General features: G+C 61.8%; 14 protein-coding genes. 10 read left to right on the forward strand and 4 right to left on the reverse strand.

Annotated elements, in window-relative coordinates; translation table 11 throughout:
* Positions 1–79: 79 nt before the first annotated feature.
* Together AC1M7R_RS25710 and AC1M7R_RS25715 are read right to left on the reverse strand one after the other, a co-directional pair.
* Positions 80–3,211, reverse strand: coding sequence for an efflux RND transporter permease subunit (locus AC1M7R_RS25710; protein WP_490610100.1), 3,132 nt, complete (start codon positions 3,209–3,211; stop codon positions 80–82).
* Positions 3,208–4,401 (reverse strand): efflux RND transporter periplasmic adaptor subunit, encoded by a 1,194-nt coding sequence (locus AC1M7R_RS25715; RefSeq protein WP_076406970.1) that lies wholly within the window; start codon positions 4,399–4,401, stop codon positions 3,208–3,210. The genes AC1M7R_RS25710 and AC1M7R_RS25715 overlap by 4 nt, the downstream gene beginning before the upstream one ends.
* Before the next feature lie 204 nt (positions 4,402–4,605).
* Between AC1M7R_RS25715 and AC1M7R_RS25720 the strand changes: the two genes are divergently transcribed.
* Genes AC1M7R_RS25720 through AC1M7R_RS25740 form a run of 5 tightly spaced genes read left to right on the forward strand, consistent with a single transcriptional unit; the run spans position 4,606 to position 9,166 of the window.
* Positions 4,606–5,427 carry a MipA/OmpV family protein gene (locus AC1M7R_RS25720; protein WP_231991071.1) on the forward strand — a complete coding sequence of 274 codons (822 nt, stop codon included), beginning with the start codon at positions 4,606–4,608 and terminating at the stop codon, positions 5,425–5,427.
* Positions 5,427–6,113: a response regulator transcription factor gene (locus AC1M7R_RS25725; protein WP_072458943.1), complete on the forward strand. Its 687-nt coding sequence runs from the start codon at positions 5,427–5,429 to the stop codon at positions 6,111–6,113. The genes AC1M7R_RS25720 and AC1M7R_RS25725 overlap by 1 nt, the downstream gene beginning before the upstream one ends.
* Complete coding sequence (locus AC1M7R_RS25730; RefSeq protein ID WP_490610101.1) at positions 6,076–7,446, forward strand: sensor histidine kinase; 1,371 nt, start codon at positions 6,076–6,078, stop codon at positions 7,444–7,446. The genes AC1M7R_RS25725 and AC1M7R_RS25730 overlap by 38 nt, the downstream gene beginning before the upstream one ends.
* Positions 7,447–7,460: 14 nt before the next feature.
* Positions 7,461–8,183, forward strand: coding sequence for a TetR/AcrR family transcriptional regulator (locus AC1M7R_RS25735; RefSeq protein WP_490610102.1), 723 nt, complete (start codon positions 7,461–7,463; stop codon positions 8,181–8,183).
* Between the two features lie 47 nt (positions 8,184–8,230).
* On the forward strand, positions 8,231–9,166 hold the full coding sequence (locus tag AC1M7R_RS25740; RefSeq protein WP_072431200.1) for an alpha/beta fold hydrolase: 936 nt from the start codon (positions 8,231–8,233) through the stop codon (positions 9,164–9,166).
* A 45-nt stretch (positions 9,167–9,211) separates the two neighbouring features.
* Here AC1M7R_RS25740 and AC1M7R_RS25745 read toward each other — a convergent pair whose 3' ends face one another.
* Positions 9,212–10,003, reverse strand: a complete 792-nt coding sequence (locus AC1M7R_RS25745) for a helix-turn-helix domain-containing protein (protein WP_072398389.1) — start codon at positions 10,001–10,003, stop codon at positions 9,212–9,214.
* 136 nt (positions 10,004–10,139) lie between these two features.
* Between AC1M7R_RS25745 and AC1M7R_RS25750 the strand changes: the two genes are divergently transcribed.
* From AC1M7R_RS25750 to AC1M7R_RS25765, 4 genes are all read left to right on the forward strand, one after another.
* On the forward strand, positions 10,140–11,243 hold the full coding sequence (locus tag AC1M7R_RS25750; RefSeq protein WP_072398390.1) for a polyamine ABC transporter substrate-binding protein: 1,104 nt from the start codon (positions 10,140–10,142) through the stop codon (positions 11,241–11,243).
* A gap of 183 nt (positions 11,244–11,426) precedes the next feature.
* Positions 11,427–11,687, forward strand: coding sequence for a hypothetical protein (locus tag AC1M7R_RS25755; protein WP_072398391.1), 261 nt, complete (start codon positions 11,427–11,429; stop codon positions 11,685–11,687).
* Positions 11,688–12,186: 499 nt separating this feature from the next.
* The gene (locus AC1M7R_RS25760; RefSeq protein ID WP_072398392.1) at positions 12,187–12,660 is read left to right on the forward strand and encodes a (2Fe-2S)-binding protein; all 474 of its coding nucleotides are present in this window, start codon (positions 12,187–12,189) and stop codon (positions 12,658–12,660) included.
* A gap of 12 nt (positions 12,661–12,672) precedes the next feature.
* Positions 12,673–14,913 (forward strand): xanthine dehydrogenase family protein molybdopterin-binding subunit, encoded by a 2,241-nt coding sequence (locus AC1M7R_RS25765; RefSeq protein WP_072398393.1) that lies wholly within the window; start codon positions 12,673–12,675, stop codon positions 14,911–14,913.
* Positions 14,914–15,022: 109 nt separating this feature from the next.
* On the opposite strand, the gene AC1M7R_RS25770 is transcribed toward AC1M7R_RS25765, so the two are convergent.
* A complete protein-coding gene (locus tag AC1M7R_RS25770) occupies positions 15,023–15,949 on the reverse strand; it encodes a Gfo/Idh/MocA family protein (protein ID WP_490610103.1) in 927 nt (308 codons plus the stop codon).
* Between the two features lie 264 nt (positions 15,950–16,213).
* On the opposite strand from AC1M7R_RS25770, the gene AC1M7R_RS25775 reads away from it, so the two are divergent.
* Positions 16,214–16,642, forward strand: coding sequence for a DUF2628 domain-containing protein (locus tag AC1M7R_RS25775; RefSeq protein WP_123596136.1), 429 nt, complete (start codon positions 16,214–16,216; stop codon positions 16,640–16,642).
* The last annotated feature ends 5 nt before the right edge of the window (positions 16,643–16,647 follow it).

Consider the following 16,647-nt stretch of genomic DNA (forward strand, 5'->3'; position numbering starts at 1 on the left):
GTCAGGCTGTTTTCAACGCGGCCTGAACGAGTAGCACGGTTTTTCGTAAGGCGTATGGTTCTCGGGCGGCATCGTCCACTCATGACCCAGCACCTCCACCAGAAAGATCGGCATGCCCTTCCTTGCCCGCCATCGGCCGCCCGCCAAAGGTGCCGGTGAGTCTGCCGATCCACTGGGCGGCGTCGTCCACATAGGTAAAGACCACCGGGATCACCAGCAGGCTGAGCAGGGTCGACGTCATCAGGCCGCCCAATACGCCGATGGCCATGGGCGCTCGAAAACTCGGATCGGCCCCTATACCCAGGGCCACCGGTAGCATCCCACCCCCCATGGCCATCGTGGTCATGATGATGGGACGGGCACGCTTGCCACAGGCATCGATAATCGCATCCCAGCGGGAAAGGCCATGATCCCGGCGAGCGAGGATGATGTAGTCGACCAGCAGGATAGAGTTCTTCGTGGCGATGCCCATCAGCATGATGAGCCCGATCATCGCCGGCATCGACATCTCGGTGTCGGTGAAGAACAAGGCCACGAATGCCCCGGGGATCGATAGCATCGGCGCCGCCAGGATTGTCAACGGCTGCATGAAATCCTTCAGCAGCAAGACCAGCACCATGTAGATGCACAGGACGCCCGTCAGCATCGCCAGGCCGAAGCCGATGGCCAGCTCGCCCATGGCCTCGGCATCGCCACCGGAGGTTTGCACCACCCCTGCCGGCAACGTCCGCAGGCTGGGCAACGCCAGCACCGCCTGCTCGACGTCTCCCAAGGCTTGGCCGTTGAGCTCGACTTCGATGTCGACGTTGCGCATGCGGTCGTAGCGTGCGATTTCAGCCGGACCGCTGCCGATTTCCAGCGTGGCAACATTCTCCAGCGCTACAGGCCCCCTGGCCCCGGGAACCGGAAGCCGCTTGAGCACCTCGATGTCTGCCCGGGCAGCATCGGCAAGCCTTACCACCACCGGCACCTGTCGCTCGCTGAAACTCAACTTCGCGAGCGCCTGGTCGTAATCCCCCAGGGTAGCGACCCGCAGGGTATCGGCGATCGCAGCGGAGGTGACGCCCAGGTCGGCGGCGCGCGCAAAGTCAGGACGCACGATCAACTCGGGTCGCACCAGGCTGGCGGTTGAAGTGACCGCGCCGACCCCTGGAAGCGTACGCAGCTCGCGCGCTACCTGCTGCGCATGTCGGGTCAGCACCAGAGCGTCTTCACCCGCCAACACCAGCACGAAGTTGTCCGAACCGCCCATGCCGACCCCGACCCGCACTCCCGGCAACACGCCCAGCGCTTCGCGCAGTTCGCCCTCGATCTGTTGCTTGCTCAGGCCGGGGCGGTCATTGCGGTGTGCGATGCTGATCGTGAGTACGGCGGTACGCACGTCCCCGGCGGAACTGGCAGGCGGTTCGCCTGGATCATCCTCGGCGGCGCTTTTACCAATGGCGGTGTAAACCCGCTTTACCTGGGGGTTCTGTTCGACGATCCGGCGTGCCCGTTCGGCGAGGGAAAGGGTATCGGCCATCTTGCTGCCCGGAGCGAGTGTCAGCGTGACCTGGGTTTGCCAATCGTCATCGGCAGGAATGAACGTTCCTGGCAACGACACCGCGAGCATCAGGCCACCGGCGAAAAAGGCCGCCGCGATCGTCACCGTCAACAGACGATGACGCAAGCACCAGCGAGCCCAGGACAGATACAGGTTCATCCACCGTGAAGACTGTCGGTTCGACGACTTCGGTGCTCTGAGCAGGTAGGCCGCCATCATCGGGGTCAACATTCGCGCGACGAGCAGTGAAAAGAACACCGCAATGGCAGCTGTCCAGCCGAACTGGACGAAGAACTTGCCGACGGTCCCGCTCATGAACGCCGTCGGCAAAAATACCGCGATCAAGGTGAACGTGGTGGCTATCACTGCCAACCCGATCTCATCAGCGGCCTCCAGCGCGGCCTGATAAGGAGTCTTGCCCAGCCGCATATGGCGCTCGATGTTCTCGATCTCGACTATGGCATCGTCCACCAGCACACCGATCACCAGGGACAAGGACAACAGCGTTACGGTGTTCAGCGTGAATCCCATCCAGTGCATCACGGCGAAGGTCGGAATGGCCGACAGGGGTAGCGCGACGGCGACAACGGCGGTCGCTCGCCAGTCACGCAGGAAGAAAAACACCACCAGGATGGCAAGGGCGGCACCTTCGTAGAGCAGGCGCATCGAACCGTCATAGTTCTCCACCACCAGCTCCACCGAGTTGAATACCTCTGTGACCACGATATGAGGATGCCTGGCCTTGAGGGCGTCGAGGGCGGCCTGGACGCCTTCGCCCACTTCGACCTCCCCGGCGCCGCGCGCGCGCAGCACCTCGAAACCGACCACTGGCTGGCCGTTGAGCAGTGCGGCTGAACGCGGTTCGGCCACCGTATCGGCCACGGAGGCGATTTCGTCGAGCCTGACACGGCGACCGTCGCTCAGGGTGATTTCGAAACGGGCGATTTCTTCGCTCGACTGCACGTTGGCCAGCATGCGGATCGACTGTTCCGCGCCGCCCAGATAGGCCCGGCCGCCGGACGCCTCCTGCTGCATCTGCCGCAGCTGGCGGGAGATATCCAAGGCGCTGGTATTGAGGGCGAGCAGTTTCACCGGATCCAGGTCGATGCGCACCTCACGACTGACCCCACCGACGCGGGAAACCGCCCCGACACCCCGAACCGCCAGCAGCGCCTTGCTGAGTTCGTGCTCGACGAACCAGGACAGGGCTTCATCGTCCAGGCGCGTCGATGCCAGGGTATAGATCAATATCGCCGAGCCGGCGATGTCGACCTTTCTGATCACCGGGTCCCGCAGGTCGGCGGGCAAGTCCGCGCGCACACGGGCCACGGCGTCGCGAACCTCGTCCAACCCTTGCTGGCTGGACTTCTCCAGACGAAACTCGACGGAGATGTCCACGGTGCCGTCGGACAGGGTGCTGCGAATGTGCTTGACGCCCTGCACCGTGGCGAGGGAATCCTCGATCTTGCGGGCGACGTCGTTTTCCAGCTGGACCGGCGAAGCGCCCGGCAATTCAGCCGTCACCGTCACCACCGGCAAGTCGATATCGGGAAACTCCTGCACTTTCATCATCGCGAAACTCATCAGGCCAACGAACGTCAGCAGGATGAACAGCAGAATGGCCGGTGTCGGGTTTCGGATCGACCAGGACGACACGTTCAGGCTCATGGCTGGCTCTCCGGCAAACGCAGGCTGCCAGCACCCACCCTCGAACTGGATGTCACCTGGTCAGGGTCGGGAGCCGGCAGCGCCTCAACGACCCGGACATGATCGCCTTCGTTCAGGAAGCCGCCACCGGCCAGGACCACGGGGCTAGCAGGGTCGAGGCCATGAATGATTTCGATCCGCTCGCCCACGCTGCGCCCGACCGATACCTTGCTTCGCATGACCCTGGCGTCCGGCCCTACGCGCAGCACGTAGCTGAAGCCATCGCTCAACAGTACCGCGCTCTGCGGCAAGGTCATCGCCCGATCGGCACCCACCTCGAATTCGCCTCGTGCGAACATGCCGGCACGGGCGACGCCACCGGCCGGCAGATCGACATAGGCCATCCCGTTGCGGGTTTGCGTATCCACCGTGGGCGCGATCATCCGCAGGGTGCCCTGCGCCACCTGGCCATCGGCCAGGCGTACCCTGGCCACCTGGCCGGGTTTCAACCGCGCAAGATCGGCGGCCGCGACTTCGGCCCGCCATTCGAGCCGCTGGCCACGGATCAGGCGAAACAGTTCCTGGCCAGCCGGCAGCACGGCGCCCACGGTGGCGGTTCGAGACGAGATGACACCGTCGTCCGGGGCCAGTACCTGGGTGTGGGCCAGTCGAAGGCGCCGCAACTGCTCGGTGGCCTCGGCGGACTTCAGCCGGGCCTGCGCGGTGCGCTCGGCCACCAGGTATTGGGTGATCTGCTGCGCTGACATCGCACCGTCGACCTCCAGCAAGCGCGCCCGCTTGGCATTGGCCTCGGCTTCGACAAGGGCAGCCCGCGCCTCCGCCGTGGCGGCCTGACTTTGCGCAAGCTCGGCGCCAGGCGTGTCGGGGGCAAAGGTGGCGAGCAACTGGTTGCGCCGGACCTGGTCGCCGACATTGACCTTGACCTCCGCCAGGCGCAGCCCGTCCGCCTCGGTCCCGATGCTCGCCTCCTGCCACGGCATGATGTCGCCGTTGGCATGAATCCGCACGGGAAGCCGCAACGGCTGCAGCGTGGTGACCGCGACCGAAAGCGCAGGCTTTGCCGCGGGGGCTGCCTGGCTGACATCCGGCGTGGATTCAGAGGGGCTCGTTGCAAGGGCGACGATCACCAAAATGATCGCTGCGGCGGTGCTCACGGCCACGAGAGCCGTTTGGCGGGAGATCGATTTCATGCGGGTGGTATTCCTGGACACAGCGCTGTCGGCGCGATGCTGATGGGGCTTGTGCGCAAATCGCTGCAAGGCGGCCACTATCCAGCGGGAAACCTTTCCAGATCCTTACCAGGGACAAGGAGCGAAAGATGTCGCCCGGTAAGTGTTCGGTAAGACGAAGCTGCCGATCATCGCGGCGTCCTTATCCTCGCTCTGGAGAGCTGCATGTCTCTTTCACGCTTCCCTGCTCCGAAACGCTTGACGGCGCTGACGCGCTGCATGGTCATTTCAGCCGCTCTGGTTGGGTCGAGTACGTCCCTGGTGGTCCGCGCCGCCGAACCGGAACGCGCCGAAGGGAGTTCATCCTGGGGGCTGGGGATCGGTGCCGCCAGCAGCCAACAGCCCTATACCGATATCGATCGGGATAACCAGGTCATACCGCTGATCTATTTCGAGAACGATTATCTGGAGGTGTTCGGCACCACTGCCGAGATCAAGCTGCCGAGCCTGCGCCTCGATGACACTCAGCAACTGAAGTTCAACGCAGTGATCCACTACGACTCCAGCGGCTATGAGGACGACGACGCACGGATTCTCGACGGTATGGATGACCGGGACGGCGGCCTATGGGCCGGGGGGAACGTGAAATGGGAAAACCCATGGGCGAACGTCACGGCGCAGTGGACGGCCGACGCCTCGGGCAACAGCGATGGACAGCGCTTCACCCTCGGCCTGGACAGGACGTGGGAGCTGGGCGACCGGATCAGGCTCACTCCGCGGCTGGCCGCCGTCTGGCAGGACAAGGACTATGTCGACTACTATTTCGGGGTTCGCGACGAGGAAGCCCGTTCCGATCGCCCAGCCTATGACGGGAAGTCCGCTATGAACACTGAATTCGGCCTGCGTGGTACCTACCTGTTCGATCGACACCACTCGGTATTTCTCGACCTGGAAGCGGTACGCCTGGCCAATGAGATCAAGGACAGCCCGCTGGTGGATGCTTCTACCGAAAACAGCGTGCGCTTCGGTTACCTGTACCGTTTCTGATGAGCCGCATACTCCTGGTCGAGGACCACGAACGGCTTGCGCAGCTGATCTGCAAGGGCCTGGCCGGCGTCGGCATCGCGGTGGATGTGGTCGGCCGCATCGACACCGCCTGGGCGGCCGTGCAGCGGCTTCCTTACCAGGCAATGGTCCTGGACCGAGGGCTGCCGGATGGCGACGGGCTCGTGCTGCTGCAGAAAATGCGCAGGGTCGCCCTGGGCTTGCCGTGCCTGGTCTTGACGGCGCGGGATGCGCTGCATGATCGCGTCGAAGGCCTGGACGCCGGCGCGGACGACTATCTTCCCAAACCCTTCGCCATGGATGAGATGGTGGCACGGGTCAAGGCGCTGCTTCGCCGCCCCGTCCAGCTCAGCACCCTCAATCCCAGCCATGGCGACCTGACCTTGCGACCCGACACCGGCGTACTGTGCCGAGGGGACAGGAGCATGGCCCTGTCCGCTGCGCAAATGCAGATCATGCTGCTTCTGGTGCGCAATCAGTCCGATGTGGTGCGACGCAAAGCATTGGAGGCGGCAGCCTGGGGATTGACCGATGCGGTCACACCCAATGCACTGGACGTCGCCCTGCACCGCATTCGTCGTAAATTGATCATGGTGGGGTCGCAATACACCATCGTGAACGTCAGGGGACATGGCTATGCCCTGGGCACGCATGATCAGGTTCAATAGCCTCGCCGTTAAGGTGTTGCTCGCGTATGTCGCCGGGGCAGCGCTGACCACCGCGCTGGTGGTGCTGGTGGTGGTTTCGATGTCCTCTTCCCAGAGCGACCTGCTCTCGGGCGCAGAAGTGGCCGATACGACACACGACATGGTCGATGACCTGGTGTTCGACAGCCAGGGCAATCCGGTGGACCTGGACGTCACCGACTTCGACGTCGAATGGGTGTTCGACAGCCTTAAACAGGAAACGGCTTACCGCGTGCTGGACGATTCCGGCAAGGTCGCGCTGGCTTCCGCCAGCGAAGTCCAATGGCCGCCCTACAGCGCGGCCAGCCTGCCGCCACCGGAGCGCTTCGTGTTCACGCATGCTGACGTGCGGATGCACGGCGCCACCGCGGTCGTCGAACACGAGGGAAGCGTCTGGTATCTGCAATTCGCCGCCAGCACGAGGTTCCTGCACCTGGTCTACCGGGCCTTCGCACTGCCTTTCACCGGGCTGGGAATCGCCCTGTTCAGCCTGGTGCTGCTGTTCGTCTTCGGCACCTGCGTCTACGTCACCTTGAAATACACCTTCAAGCCACTGCGCGACATATCGAACCTGGCCGCCGCCATTTCCCCCCGGTCCATTCACGCACGCCTGCCAACCGCTTCGGTTCCGGCGGAAATCGCGCCCCTGGTCGAGAGTTTCAACCACGTGCTGATGCGCCTGGAACGTGGTTATCGCGTGCAGCAGGAATTCCTGGCCAAAGCGGCGCATGAGCTGAAGACGCCGCTGGCCTTGATCCGTGCCCAGATCGAATTACTGGATCAAGGCCATGAACGCGGAGCGCTGCTCAACGACGTCGAGCACATGACCCGCCAGGTCCATCAATTGCTGCACCTGGCCGAAGCGAGCGAGATCCAGAGCTACCGGTTCGCTACGGTCAACGTCCGCGAAGTGGTCAGGGAAACCGTCGATTACCTGCAACGAATGGCCGACACGGCACAGGTGAAACTGCTCGTCGGCGGCGATGCCGACACACAGTGGCTGGCGGATCGAGGCGCCCTCTTCACGCTACTCAAGAACCTGCTGGAAAACGCTCTCCAGCATGCGCCTCGAGGCAGCGACATTCATATCGAAGTGGATGCCGACACCCTGACATTGCGCGATCACGGTCCGGGCGTGGACAAAGAGCATCTGGTGCATCTCTTCGAGCGGTTCTGGCGCGGGGCCCATCGGCGTGATCACGGCGCGGGGCTGGGCCTGGCCATCTGCCAGGAAATCGCCACGGCCCACGGCTGGACACTGTCCGTACAGCGAGCGGATCCCGGGCTACGGTTCCAGCTTATCCGGCAGCAGTGAGACGCCCCGGAGCCATGCATCAGGAGGCGCGGGTTCGCCTGGACCCGCCTGTCTTTCTGTGGGGGCAACGGTATTTTTTGTTTCCCCCCCTTTATTTGGAAACAAATGTTTCCTATGCTGTCGCCATGACGACTCAATCCGAAATATCCATCCGCCCAGGCCGCCCCCGCGAATTCGATACGGATGCGGTGCTGGACAAGGCAATCAAGCGCTTCAGCGAATATGGCTATCACGGCACCTCCATCGCCGACCTGAACGCCTGCCTGGGGCTGACGTCGGGCAGCATCTACAAGGCCTGGGGCGACAAACGCGGACTTTTTCTGGCGGCGCTCGATCGCTATATGGCGCTGCGCGCCGAAGCCATCGCCGCTCAGTTGCTGGACAGGCATTCGGGCCGCGACAAAATCCAGGCCTTGCTCACTCAATACGCGCAGCTGAGCGGCGAGATCCCGGGCCGCACCGGATGCCTGGTGGTCGAAGCCGCCGTGGAGCTTTCCCAGGCCGATATGGACGTGGCAGACCGGATCGCTGCACAGCAGAACAGGCGGGAGGCACAGTTGCGTCGCCTGATCGAAGAAGGGCAGCTCGACGGGTCCGTCAATGCACAGATCGATGCCGCTCCCCTGGCCAAACTCCTGCTGGCACTCCAGCAAGGCATGCGGGTATTGGGAAAGACCGGATCCAGCAGCGAGGCAATGTCTGGCATGGTTTTGGAGTTGATGCGCTTGCTCGAATGATTTTTTTGCCCAATTAGGAAACATTCAGTTCCATTTGAGGAAACCACATGAACACTCGATCAGCACAGCCTGATTTCGTCGGTCAGGATTTCCTGCTCCGCACCGACTTCTGGCAGCGTTTTCGCCATGCCAGCACACAGGTAAGTGACGTCAATATTCACTACGTCGAGGGCGGCGAAGGCCCACCCATCCTGCTGATCCCAGGTTGGCCGCAAAGCTGGTATGCATGGCGCTATGTGATGCCCCAACTGGTGGACGCCGGTTATCGGGTCATCGCGCTCGACCCTCGCGGCATGGGTGAAAGCGATGCGCCTGCCGGTCGTTATGACCTGGCCACTGTCGCCACCGAACTGCACCAGTTCGCCCAGGTCCTCGGATTGTTCGAAAACGGCCCCATCGATGTCGCGGGGCATGACGTAGGCACCTGGATCGCCTACGCCTGGGCCGCGGACTGGCGCTCGGACATCCGTCGCGTCGCACTGCTCGACGCGTTGATACCCGGCCTTTCAACGCCTCGCACCGACCTGCCTGTCGATGAGGCCAACCGACGCAGTTGGCACTTTGCGTTCAACCAGCTCGATGACCTCCCCCAGCTACTCATATCCGGGCGCGAAGAGGCCTTTCTCACCTGGCTGTTCAGGGCCAAGGCCCTTCAGCCCTGGACCATCACGCCTGAAGACATCGCCGTCTATGCACGCCAGCTTGCGGCCCCTGGCGCATTACGGGCGGTGACCGGCTACTACCAATCTGCATTGTCCGGCGAAGGGGTTGCCGCGAACCGTCGCCGCGCCGAGACGCCACTCGGCATCCCCGTCCTGGCCCTCGGAGCGCAGCGAGGTGTCGCGAATCACATCATCGATGCATTGAAGCCTCTGGCGGCAGATGTGCAAGGCGAGGTGATCCTCGATGCCGGGCATTACCTGCCAGAGGAAGCGGCCAACCGCGTGGCCGACCTGTTGGTTGATTTCTTCGGCAAGCCGTGAGGGAAATAGCGGTGCCTCTGCTCATTCTGCAAAGGCATACCGGCCTCAACTCAACGCCATGGCGTCCTGCTTGGAGGTAAAGAATCGTGCAAACAATTCGGACTGTGACTTGATATTCAACTTGGCGTAGATGTTACGACGGTGCACTTTTATGGTTTCCGCCGACAGGGAAAGCTTTCCTGCGATTTCCTTGTTTGAAAAGCCACTCAATAACAACTTGAGCACATCTTTTTCACGCACGGTGATCTGTGCCCCCAGCGAGGCGATGGTCTCTGGCCAGGGTGCTGGCTCGCCAGGATGTTTTGCCACGTCAACTTCAAAAGCCATGCGCTGGTGCATCAACGCTGTCACCCAGGGCTTGATGATATCGAGCGTCGTGATTTGTTCCTGGGTAAAGCGAACATTGCTGCCGAAGGACACGCATAGCGTTCTTTCGGGATCGAGCTTGACGTTGTATTGCGCCTCATCCACCGAGATGTACTGTTCAAAATACTGGTGGTAATACTCTGTCTCGAGAAAGTGCTCCGGCGCCACATCCAACATATGGAAGAAACCGGTCTGCGGATTTTCCCGATCGGCTATGTAGAACGGGTCCAGCATGTAGAGCCCTTTTACATAGCGATGAATGAACGCATCGACTTCTTCCGTGTCGGCCACTTCAGGAAGGCTGACCACTTGAACTTGCTGATTGCTGAAAATCAATACGACCCAGTTATCGACCTGCACATGTTCATTCAAAAGACGGACAAGAGAGCTCCAGAACTCTGGACGATTCAACCGCATGATCAGTTGTCCGATCGATCGATGCCAAGCCAGGCTGTGAAGGTCGAGCGGCATTTTCTACCCCTTTAGGGTTAGGGATTCGTCGGGCGCGGATAAGTATTCGTAGGTATTTACTATTCGTCAATGCGGGGTATATTCGGTCCCGGGTTACGACGGCCATGAAGGCCATCGCCTTGACAAGGATAGTTGTATGAGCAAGTCGCGCCTGCGCCGCATTCTTTCAGCTTCGCTTCTTTGTATCGGGATAAACAGCTCGGCGGGTGCCGCAGAACCGACGATGTATCTGTATAACTGGTTCGGGTTTATCGCACCGCAGACTCCGAAAGAGTTCGAGCAGGAAACCGGCACCCGATTCCACATGGACCCATTCGACAGCGCCGAAATCATGCAGAGCAAGGTGATGGCCGGGCGTACAGGGTACGATGTGGTGGTGGCCACCTCCAATGTATTGCCAAGCCTCATCCAGGCAGGTGTGCTGCAACCGCTGGATCGCAACCAGCTCGGAAACTTGTCCCATGTCGACCCTGACATCCTGGCCCAACTGGCAGTCAATGATCCAGGCAACCGCTATGCCGTGCCCTATCTGTGGGGGACCACCGGCATTGGTTATGACGTGGACAAGATCAAGGCCGCCCTGGGCGACGATGCGCCGGTGGACAGCTGGGACCTGATCTTCAAGGAAGAGAACATCAGCAAACTCAAGTCGTGTGGCGTGGCGATGCTCGACTCTCCCAGCGAGATCATCTCCATTGCCTTGCATTACCTTGGGCTGCCAAGCAACAGCAAGAATCCGGACGACTACCAGAAGGCCCAGGCGCTGCTGCTGAAAATCCGTCCCTACGTCCTCTATTTCGACTCGTCGCGAATCGACGCCGACCTGGCCGATGGCAACATCTGCGCGGTCGTGGGCTGGGCAAACGGTGCGCTTGCGGCGCAGGCCATCAACGAAAAGAACAACACTGGTCGCAAGATCGCCTACAGCCTTCCCCGCGAAGGTGCGCTGGTCTGGTCGGAAAACCTGGTTCTATTGAAAGACGCCCCCCACCCGAAGGAAGGCATGGCATTCATCAACTACATGCTGCGTCCGGAAGTCATCGCCAAGACCTCGAATCACACCCTCTATCCCAACGCCAATAAAGACGCCACGGAATTCGTCGAGCAACAGCTGCGCGACAATCCCTGGATCTATCCGGACAAAAAGACGATTGCCACACTGGTTCCTCTCGAACCCCTGCCCTTGAAACTGGAGCGCATCCGCACCCGGGTCTGGACCAAGGTAAAGAGCGGCACTTGATCTGACGGAGTTGTCGTTGACGCCTCCTGCAACGCTTGAATCAGGCTCTGTTTGAGGCTTTTCAGACAGCGCCCAGGGTGGGAGAACCGCTGCAGTTCTGACGCGGCTATCTGAAGCCATGAACGTCACCCAGGGAAAAGACAGCCCGACGCCAGGGCTGTCATAGAGGGAAGGAATCCATTCATGCACCAAAGTAACCACCAGGGCTATCCGGAGTCAGACGACCGCAAGGCCTATAAGGAAATTGAAGAGCAAATCATCCATTGCACACCCGAACAAGCCTGGGCCATGTATTCCATTTCCACCGGAATGGTCCGACTCAACATCACCCAGGCAGTGAAGAAACTCATCGCCGCCGGGAACAAGGCGCTGCTGGCGCAGTTCCCGGAACTTGCCCCGGCCGCAACGGCCGATCACGAATCGAACAGACGCTCAACGCGCTGAATCCTGAGAGTCAGGCTCTGTACGAAAAGTCTTGAGGCGAAGATCAGGCGAGGCGGTTTTCAACGCAGCCTGAACGAGTGTCAAGGCTTTCCGTACCGAGCCTAGCGCCCTCAGGAGCCCTGGATGAGGCGAAGCGGCTATCGACAACTTCGATTCGACTGACCCGCCAATTTGCCAGATCAGGCAATTATTCGAGAGGATCAGGCAATCCGGTCTAACGCAATGACTTCTATAGTGGGTTAGAGTCATTCACATCAAATCGGTATCTGATCGAGTCACGGCGCCAGGCTCTGTACGAAAAGTCTTGAGACGAAGTTCAGGCGAGGCTGTTTTCAACGCAGCATGAGCGAGTATCAAGGCTTTTCGTGCAAAGCCTGATGATGCGGTGTGTCCACAGCGGAAGTGGGCCAGATTGACCTTCCGCTACCGGCCTCCCCTTGTCTTCAACACGCGTCGTATCCAAGCACTGACCCACTCTTGTCCGGAGAGCTAGCCCATCATGAGTGCACTCACTATCAACGGCCGTGAATACACGGTCGACGTAGACCCAGGAACGCCCATCCTCTGGACCCTGCGCGACACGCTGGGCATGACCGGCACCAAGTTCGGCTGCGGCGCGGCACTGTGCGGCGCCTGCACCGTTCACCTCGATGGCCAGGCCATTCGTTCCTGCGTGACGCCCATTGCCGCCGCCGAAGGCAAGCACATCACCACCATCGAAGCGGCCACCAACGGCAGCGATCCGGTCGGCACCGCCGTCCATGAAGCCTGGGTCAAGCACGACGTGGCGCAGTGCGGCTACTGCCAGAGCGGCCAGATCATGAGCGCCACCGCTTTCCTCAAGGCCCAACCCAAGGGCAAGCAACCCACCGTGGCTGAAATCGACTCAGCCATGGCCGGCAATATCTGCCGTTGCGGCACTTATGCCCGTATTCGCGCCGCGGTGGCTGATGCCGCCAAGGCCCTTGCCTGATCGGAGCTCGTCATGCTGAACGACATCTTTCCCGGTGAGGTTCCCCGCGCCTTGCAGCCTATGTTCGAGCGCGATCTTGCCGACGGCCCCACCACCCTGCCCCGTCGCAGTTTCCTGAAGATCGTCGGCATCGGCGGGCTGGCGCTGGGTGCCTTTCCGCACCTGGCCATGGCCCAACAGGCCAACGACACTGCCGGCGCCCCTCTCAAACCGGCCCAGCAACCGTCTGCCTTCGTGCAGATCGCCCCCAGCGGAGAGGTCATCGTGACCATCAATCGCCTGGAGTTCGGCCAAGGGGTGCAGACCGCCCTGCCGATGATTCTCGCCGAAGAACTCGATGCCGACTGGAGCCTGGTGCGCAGTCGCAACGGCAACGGCGACGCCGCCTACCAGGACCCGATCTTCGGCATCCACCTCACCGGCGGCTCCAATTCGATCAAGAACAGCTACATCCAATACCGCGAACTCGGCGCCCGCGCTCGCGCCATGCTGCTTGCCGCCGCGGCCGCGCGCTGGAACGTGGACGTGGCGAGCCTGAGCACGCAATCTGGCAAGGTGCTGGGGCCTGGAGGACGCCAGGCAAGCTATGGGGAACTGGCCGAAGCCGCAATGAAAATGCCCGTGCCCGAGCAGATCACGCTCAAGGACCCCAAGGACTTCCGCATCATCGGCCAGGCCACCACCCGCATCGATGCCAAGGCCAAGAGCAGCGGCCAGCAGGATTTCGGCATCGACATGCACCTGCCTGGGCAGCTTACGGCCGTCGTCGCCAGGCCACCGGTATTCGGCGCGAAAATCAGCTCCCTGGACGACAGCGCGGCGCGTGCCACCAAGGGCGTGAAAGCCGTGGTGCGGGTGCCGCTGGATGGCGGTGCCGAAGGCGTGGCGGTCATCGCCGATGGCTACTGGCAAGCCAAGCTCGCCCGAGACGCCTTGAAGCTGGAATGGAACCTGGCTGGCTTGGAGAAAGTCGACAGCGACAAGCAACTGGTCCAGTACCGGGAACTCGCCGGCCAGCCCGGCCCGTTGCATTTCGAGGCCGACATGGCGCCCCTGGCCACGGCACCGCACAAGCTCGAAGCCGAATTCGTATTCCCCTACCTCGCCCATGCCCCCATGGAGCCCCTAAACTGCACCGTGCAGCTTGCCGACGATGGCGCCCGCCTGTGGGTCGGCACGCAGTTTCCCGGCGGCGATGGGAGCGTGGCCGCCAAGGTGCTGAATCTCAAGCCGGAACAGGTCCTGGTCAACGTGCAGACGGCGGGCGGAGGCTTCGGCCGGCGTGGAGTCCCCAGCGGCGATTTCGTCGCCCTGGCCTGCGAGGTGGCCAAGGCTGCCCGCGCCAGTGGGCTGGAGGTCCCGATACGCACGCTCTGGAGCCGGGAAGACGACATCAAGGGCGGCTACTACCGGCCCATGCACCTGCACCGCGCGCGAATAGGCTTCGATGACAACGGCAAGGTACTGGCCTGGGACCACGCCCTGGTCGGGCAGTCGATCCTCAGCGGCACCCTGTTCGGTGGCCGGGTGAAAAACGGCATCGATCCTACCGCGACCGAGGGCATGCGCAACCCTTACCCGCTGCCGATGCGCCTGACGGTCCATCATCCCAAACTCAACGTACCGGTGCTCTGGTGGCGCAGCGTGGGTTCCACCCACACCGCCTTCGTCATGGAAACCTTGATCGACGAAATCGCCCGCACCACCCGGCAGGATCCGGTGGCCTACAGGATGAAGCTGTTCGGCGACCAAAGCCCTCGCCATCGCGCGGCCCTGCAACTGGCCGTGGACAAGAGCGAATATGGCAAGCGTCAGCTTCCCGCCGGCCATGCCTGGGGCGTGGCGGTCCATGAGTCGTTCAGTTCCGTGGTGGCCTATGTCGTGGAGGCCTCCGTGCAAGACGGTCGCCCGGTGCTGCATCGCGCCACCGCTGGCGTGCACTGCAACCTGGTGGTCAACCCGCGCAGCGTGGAAGCCCAGGTACAGGGCGCGGCCGTGATGGGCTTGTCCATGTGCCTGCCAGGCGGCGCTGTCACCTTGAAGGACGGGGTGGTGCAGCAGAGCAACTTCGCCGACTTCAGCGTGCCGCGCATCACCGACATGCCGGACATCGCCGTCCATGTCGTACCCAGCGCCGAGCCTCCCACGGGGATGGGTGAACCCGGCCTGCCGGCCCTGGCACCTGCTTTTGCCAACGCCATCGCGAGCCTCACGGGCAAGCCGCTACGCCAGTTGCCGTTCCAGCTGGCATGACGTGAAAAAGGCTGCCGGCTCTGCGAGCGAGTCGCAGTGTCCGGCAGCCTCACATGGGGCCTGGCGATGACCTTGCCACGCCAACGGGTGCAGTGCCGTTGCCCGATCTTCAATCGTAGAACGGTTCGACCAGCGTCCGGCTGCCCACGAAGAAGCTGTCCGCCACCAGCCGCAAGGGCTGCAGGTCCAGGTCGCGGGCCTTGTCCGTGATCAACTGCTGGAAATGCCGATACACCGCCGGGTATTCCCCTTCCTCCGAAACGGCCTGGCGCACGCCATCGATACTCAACAACGCGCCACCGTTGTCCAGCCGCAGGACACCCTCGGCGCAGCGAATCTCGATGCTCCAGAGCTCATCATGACCATGGTCGAAATCGAACTCCGCCCGGACATCGAGGTGGCGTGCATCCGACATCCTGATGCTGGCGGCGATAGGTGATTGGCAATTGTCCGGAACCCGCAGCTCGGCAGATTCGACGAACAGTGGCAAGGGCAGCAGATGGGTCGCGATGGACAGCGCGTTGATTCCGGGATCGAACACACCCAGGCCACCCGGCTGCCAGATCCACGCCTGGCCGGGATGCCACTTGCGCACGTCTTCCTTCCAGTCGATCTGCACGCTCTGCAACGTCCGGGTGGCCAACCAGTCGCGAGCGGCTTCGATTCCCGGCGCGTAGCGAGAATGCCAGGCGAACAGCGCGCTGACACCGTGCTTGTGCGCCTGGCTCACCAGTTCCATGGCTTCGCCCAACGTGGCGCACGGCGGCTTTTCCACCAGGACATGCTTGCCTGCGGCCAGCGCTTGCTGCACCAACGCGAATCGACCCTGGGGCGGCGTGCAGAACGCAATGGCATCGACCTGCGGGCCGTTATCGAGCAACTGGCCCAGGGACTGGAAATTCTCCACGCCGGCACAGGGCTTGCTCTGGGTAGCGACGGCCACCAGCTGGAAGGCGGGGTTGGCCTGGATGGCGGGAACGTGTTGGTCCTGGGCGATCTTGCCATAGCCCACCAGACCGAGACGAATCGGTTGCATCTGGGACTCCTGATTTTTTTGTACGCTGGTTTTTATTTAAGGGTCGGGCAGCAAACTAGACGTAATTGCCGTGCCAGACAATGGGCACGTTCCGAATGAGGGCGGGCCGGTGTGCGCAGGAAAGTGATACGGGTCACAGATCAGGCGGTCCCACGGGCAGGCGGTGGAGTATTTTTTCGCCCCAACGCTTATAAAGCTTGCAGCGCAAGCACAGGAAAATCCCGGAAGAACGATTGACCCCTCATGGACCCCAAGGAGCCCCGGATGAGCACCACCGAACAGTTGCAAGATAGCGGCAAATACAGTGCCAAGTGGCAGGAGCGCTTCAACTTCTTCGACACCTACGGAGCGCCGAGCGACCCGCGCTACAAGGAAGCGATGAAAAAGCTGCCCGACTTCAGGACAAAGATCCTCATCAACGCCAACATCATCGCCTTCTTCTTTGGCCCGATCTATCTCTTCGTCCTGGGGCTGTGGAAGAAGAACCTGGCCATGATCGGCCTCATCATCGCCATCAACATCGCGCTGAGCGTGCTTTTCGCCATCGTGGGCATGGAGGTGCCAAGGCCTCTGAATACCGGCCTGAGCATCGCGTTCTCCATGACCTACGCGATGATGACCAACTACGCTTACTACCTCAAGGAAGTCAAAGGCGAGCAAGGCTGGAACCCGTTCCAGGGCATGCGCTTGTGATTGCA

It is taken from the genome of Pseudomonas sp. MS01C9, from assembly GCF_058202755.1.